The sequence below is a fragment of the Paenibacillus woosongensis genome (assembly GCF_009725165.1).
In the GTDB taxonomy this organism is placed as follows: domain Bacteria; phylum Bacillota; class Bacilli; order Paenibacillales; family Paenibacillaceae; genus Fontibacillus; species Fontibacillus woosongensis.
This window is the reverse complement of record NZ_WNZW01000001.1, coordinates 116183-134298: the sequence shown is the minus strand read 5'-3', so window position 1 is coordinate 134298 and position 18116 is coordinate 116183. Positions and strand designations below refer to the sequence as shown.

At 55.5% G+C, this 18116-nt stretch carries 11 protein-coding genes; 9 read left to right on the top strand and 2 right to left on the bottom strand.

Features of this window, described 5'->3' with window-relative positions; all coding sequences use genetic code 11:
* Positions 1 to 16 precede the first annotated feature (16 nt).
* From dhbC to GNP95_RS00595, 8 genes are all read left to right on the top strand, one after another.
* Positions 17 to 1345, top strand: coding sequence for an isochorismate synthase DhbC (gene dhbC / locus GNP95_RS00630; RefSeq protein WP_155609006.1), 1329 nt, complete (start codon positions 17 to 19; stop codon positions 1343 to 1345).
* Positions 1345 to 3027 (top strand): (2,3-dihydroxybenzoyl)adenylate synthase, encoded by a 1683-nt coding sequence (locus GNP95_RS00625; RefSeq protein ID WP_155609005.1) that lies wholly within the window; start codon positions 1345 to 1347, stop codon positions 3025 to 3027. The genes dhbC and GNP95_RS00625 overlap by 1 nt, the downstream gene beginning before the upstream one ends.
* Positions 3028 to 3113: 86 nt before the next feature.
* Entirely contained in the window at positions 3114 to 4166 is a 1053-nt protein-coding gene (locus tag GNP95_RS00620; RefSeq protein ID WP_155609962.1) for an isochorismatase family protein, read from the top strand.
* A gap of 2 nt (positions 4167 to 4168) precedes the next feature.
* Positions 4169 to 11398, top strand: a complete 7230-nt coding sequence (locus GNP95_RS00615; protein ID WP_155609004.1) for an amino acid adenylation domain-containing protein — start codon at positions 4169 to 4171, stop codon at positions 11396 to 11398.
* A 40-nt stretch (positions 11399 to 11438) separates the two neighbouring features.
* Positions 11439 to 11672 carry an MbtH family protein gene (locus tag GNP95_RS00610; RefSeq protein ID WP_155609003.1) on the top strand — a complete coding sequence of 78 codons (234 nt, stop codon included), beginning with the start codon at positions 11439 to 11441 and terminating at the stop codon, positions 11670 to 11672.
* A 200-nt stretch (positions 11673 to 11872) separates the two neighbouring features.
* Positions 11873 to 12403: a hypothetical protein gene (locus tag GNP95_RS00605; RefSeq protein WP_155609002.1), complete on the top strand. Its 531-nt coding sequence runs from the start codon at positions 11873 to 11875 to the stop codon at positions 12401 to 12403.
* A gap of 28 nt (positions 12404 to 12431) precedes the next feature.
* Positions 12432 to 13301: an arylamine N-acetyltransferase family protein gene (locus GNP95_RS00600; RefSeq protein ID WP_155609001.1), complete on the top strand. Its 870-nt coding sequence runs from the start codon at positions 12432 to 12434 to the stop codon at positions 13299 to 13301.
* A gap of 196 nt (positions 13302 to 13497) precedes the next feature.
* Positions 13498 to 13665 (top strand): hypothetical protein, encoded by a 168-nt coding sequence (locus GNP95_RS00595; RefSeq protein ID WP_413773710.1) that lies wholly within the window; start codon positions 13498 to 13500, stop codon positions 13663 to 13665.
* A 59-nt stretch (positions 13666 to 13724) separates the two neighbouring features.
* Here the strand turns inward: GNP95_RS00595 and GNP95_RS00590 are convergent, their stop codons facing one another.
* Together GNP95_RS00590 and GNP95_RS00585 are read right to left on the bottom strand one after the other, a co-directional pair.
* On the bottom strand, positions 13725 to 15122 hold the full coding sequence (locus GNP95_RS00590; protein ID WP_155609000.1) for a M6 family metalloprotease domain-containing protein: 1398 nt from the start codon (positions 15120 to 15122) through the stop codon (positions 13725 to 13727).
* A 46-nt stretch (positions 15123 to 15168) separates the two neighbouring features.
* Positions 15169 to 17019: a rhamnogalacturonan lyase gene (locus tag GNP95_RS00585; RefSeq protein ID WP_196427089.1), complete on the bottom strand. Its 1851-nt coding sequence runs from the start codon at positions 17017 to 17019 to the stop codon at positions 15169 to 15171.
* Between the two features lie 248 nt (positions 17020 to 17267).
* Between GNP95_RS00585 and GNP95_RS00580 the strand changes: the two genes are divergently transcribed.
* Positions 17268 to 18014 carry an alpha/beta fold hydrolase gene (locus GNP95_RS00580; RefSeq protein ID WP_155608999.1) on the top strand — a complete coding sequence of 249 codons (747 nt, stop codon included), beginning with the start codon at positions 17268 to 17270 and terminating at the stop codon, positions 18012 to 18014.
* Positions 18015 to 18116: the final 102 nt, after the last annotated feature.

The following is an 18116-nucleotide window of genomic DNA, read 5'->3' as shown; positions in this document are numbered from 1 at the left end:
GGGGATGTTGGAGGAAATGGCAAACCATGGAGCTGTATATGCAAACACGGCGGCACAACTGCTCGAGGAATACGAGTCGGGATTGTGTTTCTTTTTATCCTCACCAAGACGAACCTTGCTTGCTAAGGGCGAGTGGGCGAGATATTGGGCAGAGCCGGGGGAAGGCTCCCCGCAGGCTCTGTCTGATCGGGTTCAAGGGCTGCTAGCCTCAGCCGGACGCGCCGGCGGCGAACCGATCGTCGTTGGCGCGATTCCGTTCGATTTGGCGCAGCCGGCTGAGCTCGTTGTGCCTTTGACCACGCAGTGGGCTGGACCTCTTAGCTTTAGCGGAGAGGATCGATACGAGTCCCGCAGGGACAGTGCAGCAATCGGGAGGAACAGGATTGACGAAATAATCTCATCCGATCCCGAATTCGAGGTCAGCATGTATCCAGATCCTGAGCATTACAAGAAGAATGTCAACGAAGCGCTGGATCGGCTGAACCGGGACATGCTGCAAAAGGTCGTGCTTTCGAGGACGCTGCAGTTGACTTACGCCAAGCCGGTCGATATTTCCCGGCTGCTCCGCAATCTGGCCCGCCACAATCCGCAAGGTTATACCTTTGCGGTTAATTTGGCCGGCGGGGGTAGCACCTCGCCAGAGAAGGCGTCTGGCAGGGCTAAACCGGATTTAAGGGGAGCCGGAGTACGGACGCTGATCGGGGCCAGCCCGGAGCTGCTTATTACCAAAACGGGACTGAGCATCCGGGCGAATCCGCTGGCAGGCTCCGCACCCCGGAGCGATGATCCGGCTGAGGATGAACGCAGAGCAGCCGCGCTGCTTGCCTCGGCGAAGGACCGGTTCGAGCATCGTCTCGTCGTCGAGGCGGTTGAAGCAGCGCTCCGCCCGTATTGCAAGAGCCTGGACGTCCCTGAAGGTCCGTCGCTCGTGCAAACCGAGACGATGTGGCATCTGTCGACGGACATCTACGGAGAGCTTGCGAGCCCCGGGGCTACCGTCCTTGATCTTGCGTTGTCCCTGCATCCGACTCCGGCTATATGCGGAACGCCTACCGAGCTGGCTAGGGAAACAATCCGCGAAGTAGAGCAGTTTGAACGAGGCTTTTTCACCGGCATGGTCGGCTGGTGCGATGCTAAGGGAGATGGCGAATGGATCGTCACGATCCGCTGCGCCGAGGCGGAGGAAAGAAGCCTGCGTCTCTATGCCGGAGCGGGAATCGTGGCGGACTCCAGCGCCGAAGCTGAGCTGGCCGAAACGGCGGCAAAGTTCCGCACTTTGCTTTTGGCCATGGGGCTGCATGATCCGCAGTTCGCTTTCCGGGGCAATACAAAGGAGGGATATTGATGCTTGCTGGATTCCCGACATGGCCTCAAGAATTTGCTGAGCGTTACCGTCAGGAGGGTTGTTGGCGCGGAGAAACATTTGGCAATATGCTGCGGGATCGCGCGAAGGCTTACGGCGAACGGATTGCCATCGTCAGTGGCGAACGCCGTATCAGCTATGCGGAACTGGACGACCGGACGGACCGCCTTGCAGAAGGGTTACTGGGTATCGGGATTGAACCGCAGGATCGGGTCGTTGTTCAATTGCCGAACATTGCGGAATTCTTTGAAGTGATTTTTGCATTATTTCGGATCGGCGCACTGCCTGTATTCGCCTTGCCGCTGCATCGAAGGCATGAGATTTCATATATATCCGAGTTTTCCGGGGCGAAAGCTTATATTATAGCCGGCCAGGATGCGGGATTTGACTACCGCGAGCTGGCAAGGGAAGTCATTCGCGAGGTACCCTCGCTGCGCCATGTTCTGGTCGCCGGTGAAGCGCAGGAGTTTGTAGCACTGGAGGAGCTATACGGAGAGCCGGGAGAGCCGAAGACGGGCGGCGAAGATGAAACTTCTGCGAACAAGCGTGATGAGAACGGGAAGCAGGACGGCAGGCTGTCCCAGCCACACCCGGGAGATGTCGCATTCCTTCAACTTTCGGGCGGAACGACAGGATTGCCGAAGCTGATTCCCCGCACGCATGACGACTATATTTATTCGCTGCGCCTTAGTGCGGAAATCTGCGGGCTGAATGAACATAGCGTCTATCTGGCCGTGCTTCCGGTAGCGCATAATTATCCGCTTAGCTCGCCGGGCGTGCTGGGCACGTTATACGCCGGGGGCCGCGTCGTGCTCGCACGAGGGGCCAGCCCGGACGAGGCCTTCCCATTGCTGGTCCGCGAGCGGGTCACGATTACCGCGCTGGTACCGCCCCTTGCTCTCATATGGCTTGATGCGGCGGATCGGCAGCGTATCGAATTCCCTCATTTGCAGGTGCTCCAGGTCGGCGGCGCGAAATTCAGCGCCGCGGCGGCTGCACGCGTGAAGCCGACCCTGGGCTGCCAGCTGCAGCAGGTATTCGGCATGGCCGAGGGGCTCGTCAATTATACGAGACTGGATGACCCGGACGAGGTCATCGTGAATACCCAAGGCCGGCCGATGTCGCCCTGGGACGAAGTCCGCATCGTTGATGACGAGGATAACGAGGTGCCACCTGGCGAGGCCGGCCATCTGCTTACCCGCGGCCCGTATACGATTCGCGGCTATTACAGAGCGAAGGAGCATAATGCGAAAGCCTTCACGAGCGACGGTTTCTACCGTACGGGGGATATTGTCCGGATCAATTCAGACGGCAACCTCATTGTAGAGGGGCGCGACAAAGACCAAATCAACCGGGGAGGGGAAAAGATCGCAGCCGAGGAGGTCGAGAACCAGCTTCTCGCCCATCCGGGGGTGCATGATGCCGCCGTGGTGGCTATGCCGGACGAATATTTGGGCGAGCGCACCTGTGCTTTCGTCATACCGCACCCAACTGCAGACACGCCTTTGTCGGGCGTGCAGATCAAGGCTTTTTTACGTGGACGCGGTCTGGCCGCCTTTAAAATTCCCGATCGGATCGAATTCATCGATTCTTTTCCGAAGACGAAGGTTGGCAAAGTCAGCAAAAAAGCGCTGCGTGAGCTAATAGCAGAGAAGCAGCGCTGATGAACGGCTATCTTCAAGATGAACATTTTTCTGGATAAATGTCGTTTCGGTCATTGGATAAAATTACAGTCGAAAGGATGATCTACATGGGTATCCCAGCCATTTTTCCTTATTCTATGCCTGCCGAGGCGGAGCTTCCCGCAAACAAAGTCGCTTGGCGGCCTGATCCGCAGCGGGCAGTACTGCTAATCCATGATATGCAAAATTATTTCCTGAAGCCTTACAATACTGCAGAATCTCCCATAGCCGAGCTATTCTCCAATATTCCCCGGATACGCAGTGAATGCGCGAAGCTGGGCATTCCCGTCGTCTATTCTGCGCAGCTTGGGGGTCAGCGTCCGGACGAGCGCGGCCTGCTGCAGGATTTCTGGGGGCCGGGGATCGGAACTGACCCGTTTGAGGCGCAAATTGCTGCCGAAGTCGCTCCTGGCATACAGGATATTCTGATGACCAAATGGCGGTACAGCGCGTTCCAGAGAACAGATCTGCTGGAATGGATGAGGGAACAGGCGCGTGATCAGCTGATCGTCAGCGGCATTTATGCCCATATCGGCTGTCTTCTCACCTCCTGCGAAGCGTTCATGCAGGATATCCAGCCGTTCTTTGTCGCTGATGCGGTTGCGGATTTCTCGCTTGAGAAGCACAAGCTCGCCCTGACCTACGCGGCTGAGCGGTGCGCGGTCACTCTGACGACACAGCGGCTGCTGGCCGAGTTGAACTCGGCAGTGTCTGCAAATGAGCCGGGCGGCTATCAGGAGCATAGCTTTTCCAGCAGTTTTTCAGCCCAATCTGCCCGATCCTCGCTTCAGGCGACGGCCTCTGCAAACCAAGTAATCGCTGCCTCCCGGGCCTTGGCTGTATTGCCATCGTCCTATGAGCAGCTGCGCCAGCAGGTCGCCGAATTGCTGCAGGAGGCGGCCGAAGAAATCGGCGGACAGGACAATTTGGTCGAGCTGTGGGGGTTGGATTCGATCCGGATCATGAGCCTGGCCGAACGATTTAGCCGCGGTGGAGAGGAGATTGCTTTTGCGGAGCTGGCCGAAGGGCCGACGCTGGAGAATTGGTGGCAGCTCCTGTCTGCACGAGTGAGTCCTTCCATTCCTAATGTTGACTATTTTTCACTGGGGAAAGAGGTGTAAGCATGCCAGTGCAAACGGAGGTTCGTTATCCTTTGACAGGGGCGCAATCCGGGATATGGTTCGCTCAGCAGCTTGACCCGGGTAATTCTATTTACAATACGGGCGAATATATCGAAATTCGCGGCTCGCTGAGGCTGGGGCTATTTGAGCAGGCTTTGCGGCGGGTGGTCGCGGAAGCGGAGACGCTGCAGCTTCGTTTCGGAGAAGATGAAGACGGGCCTTGGCAGAGGCTGGCGGACACGGAGGGAGAAGAGTGGAGCCTGCTTTGTTTGGATTTCAGCGGGGAGGATCAACCGCGGGCAGTTGCGGAAGCCTGGATGAAGCAAGATCTGGCCATACCGACGGATTTAATGAAGGGTCCATTGTTCCGTCAGGCCATTCTGCAGATCGCGCCAGACTGCTTCCTTTGGTATCAGAAAATCCATCATATCGCCATTGATGGCTTCGGCTTCTCGCTGCTCACCCGGAGGGTGGCTCAAATCTATACGGCTCTGTCCCGTGACGAGGCCATTGGGCGCAGCTTCGGTTCCTGGCAGGAGGTGCTGCAGGAGGAAGCCGCATACCGCGCATCCCAGCAGGAGCAGAAGGACCGCAAGTTCTGGATGTCGCGTTTTGCCGATCAGCCCGATGCTGTAGGCCTTGGCGGTAGGGTGCAGCGAACGGCGGACCGTTTTCTGCGCCAATCCGGCGAGCTGAACCCAAGCAGCATGAATGCGCTGCGGGCGGCCGCTGAATCGGCAGGGGCGAGCTGGCCGGAAATGATGGTGGCCGCATTGGCCGTATACATGCACCGGGCTACAGGAGCAGAGGACGTCATTCTCGGCATGCCAATGATGTGCCGTCTAGGCTCCGCATCACTGCGGGTGCCGGGTATGGTCATGAATCTGGTCCCTCTGCGCCTGACGATCCGCAAAGACATGAACCCGCTGGAAGTGGTCGCGCAGGTATCGCAAGAGCTGCGGGCTGCCAGACGGCATCAGAAATTCCGCCAGCAGGATCTGCGGCGCGAGCTCAAGCTGCTGGGCGAGCAGCAGCGGCTGTTCGGCCCGATCCTGAACATGATGCCGTTTGACGAAGCTCTGAGCTTCGGCGGCGCACCCGGAATCGTTCATAATTTGTCGGCAGGGCCTGTCGATGACTTGCTCGTTCATGTGCGCCCAAGGTCTGAGGACGGCGGGCTGCGGATCGATTTCGACGGCAATCCGGATATTTACGCCCCGGAGGAGCTGGAGAGGCACCATCAGCGCTTTATCCGTCTGCTGGAACAATTTGCGGCCGCAGATCCCGAACGTCCGGTGACGGATATTGAATGGCTGCTGGCCGATGAACGGTGGCAGGTACTTAAGGGCTGGAACCAAGCTGAGCAACAGGGTGCCTCCTGCGAAAGTCCGGGCCCTGCCGAATTGTTCGAGCAGCAAGCCGCAGCCAGGCCTGAAGCGGCTGCCGTCGCCTGCGAGGAATCAGTCCTCAGCTATGCCGAATTGAACGCGCAGGCGAATCGGCTCGCTCATTTCCTGATAGAACAGGGGGCAGGGCCCGAGCAGATCGTGGCCCTGGCTCTATCCCGTTCTCCCTTGATTGCCGCGGCGATCCTGGCCGTGCATAAAACCGGGGCCGCTTATTTGCCGCTCGATCCGGATTACCCGGCGGATCGCATCGCTTATATGATTGACAACGCCCGGCCGAGCTGCATCCTGACCGACCAGGCGTGCGAATCCAGCCTGTCCGGTTTCAGCGGGTCGTCCCGTCTGGTACTTGATGCTCCTGATACGATGGCCAGTTTACGGAAATATTCCGCTCAGAATCCGGTGGATGCCGAGCGTACTGCCCCCTTATCGCCGCTTCATCCGGCATATATACTTTATACTTCAGGCTCAACCGGTCTGCCGAAAGGAGTCATGGTGACCTATGGAAGCCTGGTTAATCTGATCACGGATATGCGGGAGCGGTTCCCGTTAACCGATCGGGATCGGATGCTGTCCGTAACGACGATCGCCTTCGACATCTCCGTGCTGGAGATCTACCTGCCTCTGACAACGGGGGCTTGCATGGATATCGCCCTGAAGGAGACGATTCTGGATGCTTCCGCGCTGGCCAAGCGGATTCGGGAACAGAAAATTACGCTGCTGCAGGCCACGCCGACCTTATTTCAAGAACTGGTGTCCAGCAGGCCTGAACCGTTAACAGGTTTGTCGGTTATTTCAGGCGGCGAGGCGCTTCCGGCAGGATTAAAGCTCGGCCTGCAAGCGCTGGGCTGTCAGGTGAACAACCAGTACGGACCGACAGAAACGACGATTTATTCCACCGCTGCAAGGCTGGGGGAGGAAGAGGCCAAGCCAGCGATCGGCAGGCCGGTTCGAAATACACAGCTCTATGTGCTGGACGATGCGCTGCAGCCTGTTCCGCCTGGCGTTGCAGGCGAGCTGTACATCGCCGGCGCCGGGCTGGCCCGCGGCTACCTGGACCGGCCGGGGATGACGGCGGAGCGCTTCGTGGCCAATCCGTACGGAGCCCCGGGCAAGCGGATGTATCGTACTGGCGACCTTGTGCGCTGGCAAGCGGACGGTTCGCTGGATTATATCGGCCGAGCCGACCATCAGATCAAAATACGGGGGGTTCGCATCGAACTAGGCGAGATTATTTCCGTATTCTCCCGGCATCCTGCCATTGAGCAGGTGACGGTGATGGCCCGGGAGGATCGTCCTGGGGAGAAGCGGCTGGTCGCTTACATGGTGCCTGCTGCCTCTGTTGCCATGGATCCCGCCGAGCTGCGCCGTTATGCTGCGGAGCATTTGCCCGAGTATATGGTTCCTTCGGCATTCGTGGAACTTAGCGAAATGCCGCTGACGCCGAACCGGAAAATTGACCATAAAGCTCTGCCCGCGCCAGCAGGCATGATCCAGTCGTCAGGACTCGCGCCGCGGTCGCCGCAGGAGGAGCTGTTATGCCAATTGTTCGCGGAGGTATTAGGGCGGGCACGCGTCGGCATTGACGACGACTTCTTTGAGATGGGAGGGCATTCGCTGCTTGCCGGCCGGCTGACTGCACGGATTCGCGACGTGTTCGGCGCAGAAATCGGCATCCGCCATTTATTTGAAACGCCTACCGTGTCTGGGCTAATCCAGTATCTGGACACGGCGAAGCAGACGAGGCCGCCCGTTCGCCCGGCAGAGCGTCCGGAGCAGGTTCCGCTATCTTTTGCCCAGCGGCGCTTGTGGTTTCTGTACCGGATGGAGGGGCCAAACCCGACATATAACATGCCGTGGGCCGCCCGAATATCCGGACCGCTGGATGTGGAGGCCCTGGAGCTAGCGCTTGGCGATGTGGTAGAGCGGCACGAGTCGCTGCGGACTATCTTTCCTGACGAGACGGGCGTGCCGCAGCAGCGGATTCTAAACGCAGATCAAGCAAGACCGAAACTGATCGTTACAAAGACGAGCGAAAAAGACCTGGAGGCGAACATAGCCGAGGGCGCTGGCTACAGCTTTGATTTATGCTCGGAGACGCCTTTCCGCGCGCAGCTGTTCGTGCTTGGTCCAGAGAAGCATGTGCTGCTTCTGCTGATGCATCATATTGCCGGAGACGGCTGGTCGCTGACGCCGTTAGGATGCGACCTGTCCGCCGCTTATTCGGCCCGGTGCCGGAAGGAGCAGCCGTCATGGCCGCCGCTGTCCGTGCAGTACGCCGATTATGTACTGTGGCAGGAGCAACTGCTTGGCGTTGAAGGAGACTCCGGCAGCCTCTATGCACGTCAGCTAGAGTTCTGGAAAAATGAGCTTCATCAGCTGCCGGATCAGCTTGAGCTGCCGACCGATCGTCCGCGACCGGCCGTTTCCAGCTATGAAGGAGGTGTTGTTCCTTTCGAACTTGACGGGGAGCTGCATGCCCGGCTGCTGCAGGTGGCGAAGGATAACAAGGCCAGCTTGTTCATGGTGCTGCACGCCGCGCTGGCTGCACTGCTCACCCGGCTTGGCGGAGGAGACGACATTCCGATCGGCAGCCCGATTGCCGGAAGAAATGATGATGCGCTCGGCGGACTGGTGGGCATGTTCATCAATACGCTCGTGCTGCGGGCGGATACGTCGGGAAATCCGAGCTTCACCGAGCTCATCGCCCGGGTACGGCAAGCGGATCTGGCCGCTTATGAGCACCAGGACTTGCCGTTCGAACGGCTGGTGGAGGTGCTGAATCCGGCACGCTCACGCGCACGGCATCCGTTGTTTCAAATCATGCTGGTGCTGCAAAATGAACTGGAAGCGCCGCTTCAGTTCCCGGATGCGGTCACATCCCTGAAGATGGTTAGCTCCGGCACGGCGAAGTTCGACCTGACGGTGGAGCTGAATGAACGGCGCGGCGCAGATGGCAGCCCAGGCGGACTAAGCGGCTTGCTGGAATACAGCAAAGATTTATACGAGCCGTCTACGGCAGAGGCCTTTACCTATAGATATGTACAGGTGCTCGAGGCGTTAGCACAAAATCCGGAGCAGCCAATTGCAAACGCGGATATTCTGACCCCGGCGGAGCGCCAGGCCTTTCTGATGGATGCACGCGGAACGGTCAGCGAAACGACTAGCCTTGCCGCCGCTCAGGGAACAGCTTCAGAGCACCCCTGCGGCAGTATGGAGGTTTCGCCCGAAGCCAGTCTGTTCGCGCTGTTCGAGGCGCAGGCGGCCAAATTGCCGGATGCGGTTGCAGCGTTTTGCGAGGGCGAGAGCCTAAGCTACGCTCAGCTGAATGCCGCGGCAAACCGCCTGGCCCACGTGCTGATCGGGGGCGGTGTGGCCGCCGGCCAAACGGTGGCGCTTGCCCTGCCGCGCTCCCTGGAGCTGGTCATAAGCTTACTGGCTGTCCTCAAGGCCGGCGCGGCTTACCTCCCCCTCGATCCCGACTACCCGGCTGAGCGGCTGGAGTGGATGGTCGAGGATGCGAAGCCGGTGTATATGATTACGAACGAACAGGCAGCGGGCCAAATGCCGAATACGCTGCTTACACCGAAGATCGTGCTTGACGATTCGGCTGTGGAGCAGCGGCTTCGGGACAGCTCCGAGCGTAACCCGCGCGAGGATGAACGGAGCGGTCTCGTAACCCCGATAAGTCCGGCCTATATGATATATACCTCGGGCTCGACGGGTAAGCCGAAGGGCGTGGTTATTCCACATCACAATGTCATCCGGTTATTTGCGGCTACTGACTCCTGGTTCCATTTCAGTGCGGATGATGTCTGGACGCTATTCCACTCCTACGCTTTCGATTTCTCCGTATGGGAACTGTGGGGAGCACTGCTCTATGGCGGCCGTCTCGTCGTCGTGCCATATGAAATCAGCCGTTCGCCTGCGGAATTTCTGCAGCTGCTGGCCGAGGAGCAGGTAACTGTGCTCAATCAGACGCCGTCGGCCTTCTATGCCTTCATGCAGGCGGATCGGGAGAATGCGGAACTGGGGCAGGAGCTTGCACTGCGGTATGTGATTTTCGGAGGAGAGGCGTTGGAGCTGGGCCGCCTGAAGGATTGGTATGAGCGTCATCCGGACGATGCGCCCAAGCTGATCAACATGTACGGCATCACGGAGACAACCGTGCATGTCAGCTATCTTGAACTGGACAAAAACAGTGCATCCCAGGGAGGGAGCAGCCTGATCGGCCGCCCGATCCCGGATTTGCGGGTCTATGTGCTGGATTCATCCCTTCAGCCGGTGCCGCCTGGCGTCATTGGGGAGATGTACGTAGCTGGCGCTGGACTAGCTCAAGGCTATTGGGGACGGCCGGATCTGACGGCGGAGCGTTTCATCGCCGATCCATACGGACCGCCGGGTACCCGCATGTATCGGACTGGAGATCTGGCCAAGCGGCTGCCGGACGGCTCGCTCGATTATTTGGGCCGCGGAGACCAGCAGGTGAAAATTCGCGGTTTCCGCATCGAATTGGGTGAAATCGAGGCGGTGCTCGCCAGCTATCCCGGCGTGGAGCAAGCGGCGGTCATCGCCCGGGAAGACCAGCCGGGAGACAAGCGGCTCGCAGCCTATATCGTGCCCGGCCCAGGAGCAGAGCTTATGCTGGCTGATCTGCGCCGCTACGCAGCTTCCAGCCTGCCGGAGTATATGGTGCCGTCGGCGATCATCCATTTGGATTCGCTGCCGCTTACGCCGAACGGCAAGCTGGATCGCAAGGCGCTGCCCGCACCGGAGTATACCTTGTCTCCGGAAGGCAGGGGGCCGAGAACTCCGCAGGAAGAAGTGCTGTGCGACTTATTCGCCGAGGTGCTTGGCCTGCCGCGCGTCAGCATCGACGACGGATTCTTCGAGCTTGGCGGACATTCGCTGCTGGCCGTGCGCCTCATGAGCCGAATTCGTGAAACGATGGGCCGGGAGCTTGGCATCGGCCTGCTGTTCGAGGCTCCGACCGTGGCGGGCCTTGGGGAGAAGCTGTACTCGGATCAGGGACAAAGCGCGCTTTCGGTGCTGCTGCCGCTTCGCACGGAGGGCAAGGAAATCCCGTTGTTCTGCGTGCATCCGGCAGGCGGGCTAAGCTGGTGTTATGCGGGTCTGATGAAGCATCTCGGCATGGATTATCCGATTTATGGCTTGCAGGCGCGGGGCATTGCTGAGGCAGATCAGTATCCTGGAACGCTGGAGGAAATGACGGCCGATTATATCGCTCAGATCCGTACCGTTCAGCCGCACGGGCCGTATCGTCTGTTGGGCTGGTCGTTTGGCGGAAATGTCGCACAGGCGATGGCGGTACAGCTGCAGCACGAGGGGGAGGAAGTAGCGTTCCTGGCCATGCTCGATGCTTTTCCAAGCCATTATTTGCCGCTGCGCGGCGAGGCCAGCGAGGACGAGGCGTTGATTGCGCTGCTTGCTTTAGGCGGCTATGATCCCGACTCGATCAAGGACGGTCCGCTGGATATTGCGCGGGCGATCGAGATTTTGCGCAGCGACGGCAGTGCTCTGGCCAGCCTGGACGAGGAAATTATTTTAAATTTGAAAAATACGTACGAAAATTCGGTGCGCCTACTAAGCGCCTTCGTTCCCGAAAAATACGAGGGAGACCTGCTGTTCTTCCACTCGACCATCATCCCGGAATGGTTCGACCCGATTGAACCGGAAATGTGGGCTCCATATATCGGAGGACAGATTGAAAGGCATGACATCGCTTGCCGCCATAAGGACTTGTGCCAGCCGGGACCGCTGGCGGAGATCGGCCAGGTATTGCTGGCGAAGCTGCAGGTCAGATAAGGGCGGAAGCAAGCATACAGGAACAAGGAGGGATATAAAGATGGCAAATCCATTTGAACATACAGACGGCGTATTTATGGTGCTCGTGAACGATGAGGGGCAATATTCGCTTTGGCCGGCGTTCATTCAGGTGCCCGGAGGCTGGAAGGTGGCTCTTGGCGAAAGCTCGCGCGGTGTTTGCCTCGATTATATCGAAGCAAGGTGGAAGGATATGCGCCCCCTTTCACTGCAAAACGCGGTACCGCAGATGTATTATAATGAGACCGGCCGATAACGAAAAATTCTAAGGAGATCTCCTGCGCACATCTTTAAGACTGCGTAATAACGGATCGCTCCGTGCTATAGCCTCCAGAATCACGAAGAGTGACTTCTGGAGGTTTTGTTTTCTGTCACTTCTGGAAATGATTTGGGTTTTGATGGTACAGTGGAGGCAGAAGGCGTTTCCCGCTTTACAATAAAATGTGGAGAGAGAAGATGAAAAGAACCGTATGGCTTTTGGTGGGTATTATCGTCATTACTAATGTTCTGTGGCTGTATTTGTTTCGGAATGCGGAGCAGTCTGCCGTCACGGCTAATTCGGGTGCAAGCTTGTATTTGCTTCACGGAACGGGCGAAACATGGGATGTAACCGATTATAAGATTATGATAGCGGCAGATAAAATTTTAAGGGGGCGTGCCTCTTTAAATTACAAGGGAGATCCTGAGGAGCTCAGTCAGAGTAAATTTTTCGGAATAAAATTTTATGAAGTGAATAGCCGGGGCGAGAAGGAAGTCGTGTACTCGAGTGAGTTTCACTCTAATAACGGAGAAGTGTCCATCCTGGATAATGTCAGAGAAATTGGCTCATTAACGGGCCCCTATTCCTATGGGGAGCTGGAGAAGGACAGGTCAAATTATGAGAGCACTTCGCTGGAGCTCACTTGGCAGGATAACGAAGGACAACGGCATACTGAGATCATAGAGCTTGAAATCGACCAAGAGATTCGTATCACAGCCGATAAATAGGCTGGAATAAAGGACTTGGGGTGAAATGATGTTATCGCTAAAACAAACGAATGATTATTTGCGCCGGTTAGGCATGGAGAGGCAGCAGCCGACGATGGAATTTTTATTTGCACTGCACCGTGCCCATGTCGAGAGAATTGCGTGGCAGACGATCGACCTGTTTGCCGGCAAGCCTGTCCCGATCGATTCCGGTAGTTTGATTCATCATATCATTTATCGTGGAGGAGGATATTGCTTTCACCTCAACGGGGCATTCCATCTTTTATTGCGTTCTTTAGGATATCATGTGTCTTTACACCGGGCTGGGGTGCAGTCTCATGGCCAAGAAGCCAGGATCGATTCCTTTCATTTAGGTCTGTCCGTTCGTCTGCCTATTAAGAATAAAAATATTAGAGATGCCGAGGCGCAAACATGGCTTGTTGACGTTGGATTGGGCGATATGCTGTATGAGCCGGTTCCGCTTGATTTTGGGGAGCATAAGCAAGGCTTTCATACTTATAAGCTTACCGAGTCCAGTGTCGTTACGCCGGGTTGGCGATTGGCGCATGATCCTCTAGGAGCTTTTATCGGAGTTGATATCGACCCTGAGGCCGTCCCCAATATGGCTGAATTTATTCCGAAGCATGAGCATCTGAGCTCGTCTCCAGAATCTACGTGGATTCATTTGCTGCTGGTACGAAACAGGCATAAGACAGGCAGCAATGAGCTTCGAGGATGTGTATTCAGCAAACGCGATGAGCGGGGGCTGGCCAAAAGCGAAATTACAATTCGTTCCGAATGGTTTGAACTATTGAGCGATGTATTTGGCGAACCGTTAAATCACTTCAGCCAGCTTGAAAAAGATGAATTATGGACGAAAGTTCTAAAAGTCCATGAGGAGTGGAAAAGGAAGCAGTAAACCGCCCTCCTGCAAAATTCATTTCACGCAGACCCTGACTCTCCTGTTAGGGGAGGCCGTAAAGTGAAATTGAAAGGAGGAAGCCAGATGCTCTGCACGGTCAAAGAGATATCCTCACTGTCCAATGTGACGGTCAAGACGCTTCATCATTATCACAAACAGCAGCTCGGAAGTCGAGCATCTAATCCGCAGGCACTTGGAATTTATGAACCGTTACGGCCATGCTGTATCGGCTCAGGACTTTGCGGCACAGACACGCTATTTCCTCACCGACTCGTTCCATCTGCAGATGCTGGAGGGGCAGCAGACAGGGCTGGCGTACTATCTATCGGCAGCGGCCGAGTCTTATGTGGCTATGAAATAAAAACAAGATCCGGCCTTAGCAGACAAATTGCTATAAGCCGGATCCTGTTTATTTCGTCGTCATGTTCTCTCTTCAATGATAATATCCAGCCTAATTTCCTTCGTTTCCGGGTCAAAGGCAATGTTCTTCAGCGATATACCGGATGGCTGCCCCGGAAAAGAGGTGGATATTCTCCCATGATCCAGAAGCTCGGTCTTGCTGCTGCTTCCAGGGAAAGGATCTCCCCGGTCCCCGCTATTGCGGTCATTCGGATCATTCAAGTCTTCATTCCCGTCGGCCTGGATCAAATACATGCCGGGGGCAGCGCTTTTGGTTTGATCATAATCCTCATCGATTCGCCATACTAACAGGCCTTCGCCCGGCAGTTCACCATCAAATTTCTCCCGGATTCTGTTCTCAAGCAGAAGGTACTGTTTGCCGGTATAGCCCGGCCCTTTAATTTTAACCACTTTGCCATCGGCCGATGTCACCGGGAGCAGCGTCAGCCCGCTCCGGCTTTGATGAATCTTCTCGCCTTCAATCCATCCATGCTGCAGTTTATGCAGTCCTGCCGGATGAACCGGACGCATCTCCCTGCCGGCATAGGAACCGCTGGCCATCACGTCCCACATCCCATTTCCGTCCCAATGGTCACCGTCGGCATCATAGTTTGGATCATAGAAATCATCCCATTGGAATGCCAGATGTCCAAGCTCATGCGCACATACCCCGAGCAGAGCTTCCTGGGGCACCATTAAGTAAGTAGCAGCTGTAAGTCCAGGAGCAACTTCTTTGGGTTTAACCATTTGCCACTTATGGGACCAGATATGGTTGCCGCTCAGCGGCGGGAGGATTTTCTCGGCTCCGCGTCCGGCATGTACGATGAATAACGCCGTAATCGTCCCATTGTCAAGGGCATCCAGCTGGGATGGAAAAGAAACACCGTGGGCCAGTGCGGCATCGACGGCATCCTCAGCGAGCTTTCTGGCATCCCGCGGATAGTATTCCCGGTTGAGCTTATCGGTAAGGCCTGAGTTGCCATTCGTGTAGTAGGAATAGGTCTGCGGCATTCTAAGCCAGCCGTGGACTTCACCCTGGATTTGCACCAGCCCCCGGCTAACTTCGTCATAATAATCCGCCATACTGCCGGTTGTATGGGTATTGCGGGAGAAGAGCAGATCTTCATAGTGCTCTTTGGAGAGAACCCCCGGCATATCGGAAAAATCGACGAGAAGCACTTTGACATGAAGCTCACCCGTTACTGGTTTGCGCGGGGTGTGAATCAACTCCGCCCCTGCAGGAGGCATGCCTGTTACATGGTCATCCATTCCCGGATGGTTGTGGGCAGGGTTCTGATATCCCCGGGCAATGAGAAACTGGCTGTAAGTAAACCCGGCAGATTTCCAGTTTCTTTGATATTCATTTACCAGATAAGCAGTGACCTCCGGAGAGGGCGGGACTTGCCGTAATTGGTTCATGATGATTCTCCTTTCTATGGTTTAGAATGGACCAATCAACATTAAATTAATTACCTGTCAGATAAATATTCGGCTTGGGTGGTGCGCCCATCCCGTCTCCGAGATAGAATCCCGTATGCGGAGGCTGGTTGTAGCCGACATTCTGCCAGGCCACGCTCAGGCGGTAAACAGGATCATGCATTAAAGTATAGATGCGGTGGGAAGTCACGTCAGTGGTCGTATAAATGCGCAGCGCGGTGTTGTCAGAGGTACGCCAGATCGCTTCCTCCCGCCAGTCGCCTAGAATGTCCGCCTGAAGGCTCGGGTTGCCTTTGGTCGAGTTGTTCGAGGCGGTTCCTGTAGCTGTAAGTAGACGATTAGTTGTGCTCAGGCTGTAATTCCATTTGTCGATTTTGCCTGTGCCGCCGGTATGATCGAGCAGCTCGCGCAGCAAATCGCCGTCCCACCAGATGGCGAAGTTCGTAGAGTTCGGCGTGGCGTCGCTGATTTTCACGCCTTTCACGGAGTAGAGGCCGATGCCGGAAGCCCACAGCTCCGTCCCTTTCGTCCGGGGGTCAATGTCAGCAGCAAGTCCCCGGCCTGTATCCGTTCCGGTGCGGATGCCCCAATAGATTTGGCCTGTGGCCGCATTATGGATTTCCGCCCCGTATGCTGCGCTGGTTGACTCGTGAACGCCGAATACTTCAAGCCCGGCGCGGTCGGGGTCCAAATCGCTTACATGCAGCGCGTCGCCATGACCGAGTCCTGTCGTATACAACCCCTTGCCGTTGTCGTCAATGACGGCTGAGCCATAAATGATCTCGTCTTTGCCGTCGTTATCGACATCCGCGACGCTGAGGCTGTGATTGCCTTGCCCAGCATATGCGCTGTTGCCGGAAGTGTTGGAATCGAATGTCCATAGCTTAGTCAGCTTCCCGTCCCGCCAATTGTAGGCAACGAGCACGGATCTCGTATAGTAGCCGCGAGCCATCACAAAGCTAGGACGCTGCCCGTCCAAATATGCGACCCCGGCAAGAAAACGGTCCACACGGTTGCCATAGCTATCTCCCCAGTCGGAGACGTTGCCTCTCGCGGGCTCATAATTGACGGTTGTTAGGGCCTCGCCGTTGCTTCCTCTAAATACCGTCAAATATTCAGGGCCGGAGAGCACATACCCGCTTGAGTTGCGGTAATCGGCACTGGCGCTGCCTATCGTTCTGCCTACGCCGTCCACGGTTCCGTCGGCCGTCTTGAAGACGACCTCTGATTTGCCGTCCCCGTCGAGGTCATAGACGAGAAACTGCGTATAGTGCGCGCCTGCCCGAATGTTCTTGCCTAGATTAATACGCCACATCCGGGTGCCGTTCAGGCGGTAGGCATCGATGATTACCGGGCCGGTATAGCCGGATTGGGAATTGTCCTTGGAGTTGGAAGGATCCCATTTAAGTACGATTTCATAGTTCCCGTCCCCGTCCAGATCGCCTACGCTCGCATCATTGGCACTGTAGGTATAGGCAACCCCGTCTGGCGTCGTACCGCCGGGAGGCTGCTGAATCGGAACAGATAGATAGTTCTGTCCCCAGACCGCCGCCGTCTCGGATGCCGCCTGCTCCTGCCCGTTAAGCACCGCTCTTACTGTATAGGTCGAACTTGTTGTCCCTTGCGGGTCGATGTAATTGGTGCTGTTTGTAATGGGGCTGGGATTGACCCTAGTGCTTCCCCGGTACAGATTGAACGCGATATTGTCCGGCTCGGTGCCGAACAAGCGCCAGCTTACGAATACTCCATTGCTCACTTTGACAGCGACAACGCCGCGATTGAGCGACTCCATTTGCCTGGCCGATGCGGCATAAGCGGTGGAGCTTTCTCCAAAGATGAACAAAGGCAGCGATAACAGAAGGACAAGAAAGCATTGCATTGCTTTTCTCACGTAGGTTCTCGTAGAATAGTTCATGTTGCATACCTCCCTCGTTTTAATTAAAAAGATTTTTATTACTCAAAAAGAAAGGGCTTACATAATGCAATAATAAACAAAATTTACAATATTTACAATAGATTTGATAGTAAAAGTATGAAAAATCCAGAGTATAAATACTTTTTGTGGAAAATGTGAAATAAAGCGTCTGCTAGACAGGAGAGATTAGGCGATAAAAGAGGTGTATAGAATTGAGTTTATTTTACATAGAGTCGGGAGACACGAAGGCTCCACTGCTCGTATTTTTACATGGCGGCGGGGTAAGCGGTTGGATGTGGGATAAGCAAATAGAGCATTTTCAGGATTACCATTGCTTGGTTCCGGATTTGCCCGGGCATGGGCAAAGCTCCAGCATTCCTTTTTCGATATCAGGCAGTGCAGAATTCATCGCGAAACTGATTGAACCTATGGCCCAAGGCAAGACTGTTGTATTGATCGGATTTTCTTTAGGAGCGCAGGTAGCACTTCAATTGTTAAGCATGCGGCCGCAAGCGTTTGATTACGCGATCATCAACAGTGCGCTGGTAAGGCCTATTCCATTAGCGAAGCAAATCATCGGGCCTTCGATCAAGCTGACGCATTGGCTTATGAAGAATAGAAGTTTTTCCAAGCTTCAGGCTAAACAGCTGTATATCGGAAAGGATAGGCTCGAAAACTATTATCAAGAGACTTACCGGATGAAAGCGGAAACTCTGATTGCTATTTTGCAGGAAAATATGACCTTCCGAATCCCTGAGCAGTTTCATCAGTCTAGTGCGAAAATCCTCGTTACGGTTGGTGAGAAAGAGAAGAAGATGATGAGAAAATCCGCGGCAGAAATTGCGGGCAGCAATTCAAATTGTAAAAGCATGGTCATACCTCACATCGGCCATGGGGTGACTTTGGCTCAGCCGGAGTTATTTAATAAGATCGTGGAATCGTGGATACGAAAACCGTAAGTAATCAATACATATAAAGATCATGGACTCGTACGATGCTCTATGATCTTTTTTTGTTGCTAAATAACCTATGTGCACTATTCAATTCCATAAAATATCAAT

What these genes read in the sequence shown, in the direction of transcription:
- GNP95_RS00610 (WP_155609003.1), top strand. Translation starts at nt 11,439, where the DNA reads ATGGCAAATCCATTTGAACATACAGACGGCGTATTTATGGTGCTCGTG.
- GNP95_RS00590 (WP_155609000.1), bottom strand. Translation starts at nt 15,122, where the DNA reads ATGAACCAATTACGGCAAGTCCCGCCCTCTCCGGAGGTCACTGCTTAT.
- GNP95_RS00600 (WP_155609001.1), top strand. Translation starts at nt 12,432, where the DNA reads ATGTTATCGCTAAAACAAACGAATGATTATTTGCGCCGGTTAGGCATG.
- dhbC (WP_155609006.1), top strand. Translation starts at nt 17, where the DNA reads ATGGCAAACCATGGAGCTGTATATGCAAACACGGCGGCACAACTGCTC.
- GNP95_RS00615 (WP_155609004.1), top strand. Translation starts at nt 4,169, where the DNA reads ATGCCAGTGCAAACGGAGGTTCGTTATCCTTTGACAGGGGCGCAATCC.
- GNP95_RS00585 (WP_196427089.1), bottom strand. Translation starts at nt 17,019, where the DNA reads ATGCAATGCTTTCTTGTCCTTCTGTTATCGCTGCCTTTGTTCATCTTT.
- GNP95_RS00605 (WP_155609002.1), top strand. Translation starts at nt 11,873, where the DNA reads ATGAAAAGAACCGTATGGCTTTTGGTGGGTATTATCGTCATTACTAAT.
- GNP95_RS00620 (WP_155609962.1), top strand. Translation starts at nt 3,114, where the DNA reads ATGGGTATCCCAGCCATTTTTCCTTATTCTATGCCTGCCGAGGCGGAG.
- GNP95_RS00625 (WP_155609005.1), top strand. Translation starts at nt 1,345, where the DNA reads ATGCTTGCTGGATTCCCGACATGGCCTCAAGAATTTGCTGAGCGTTAC.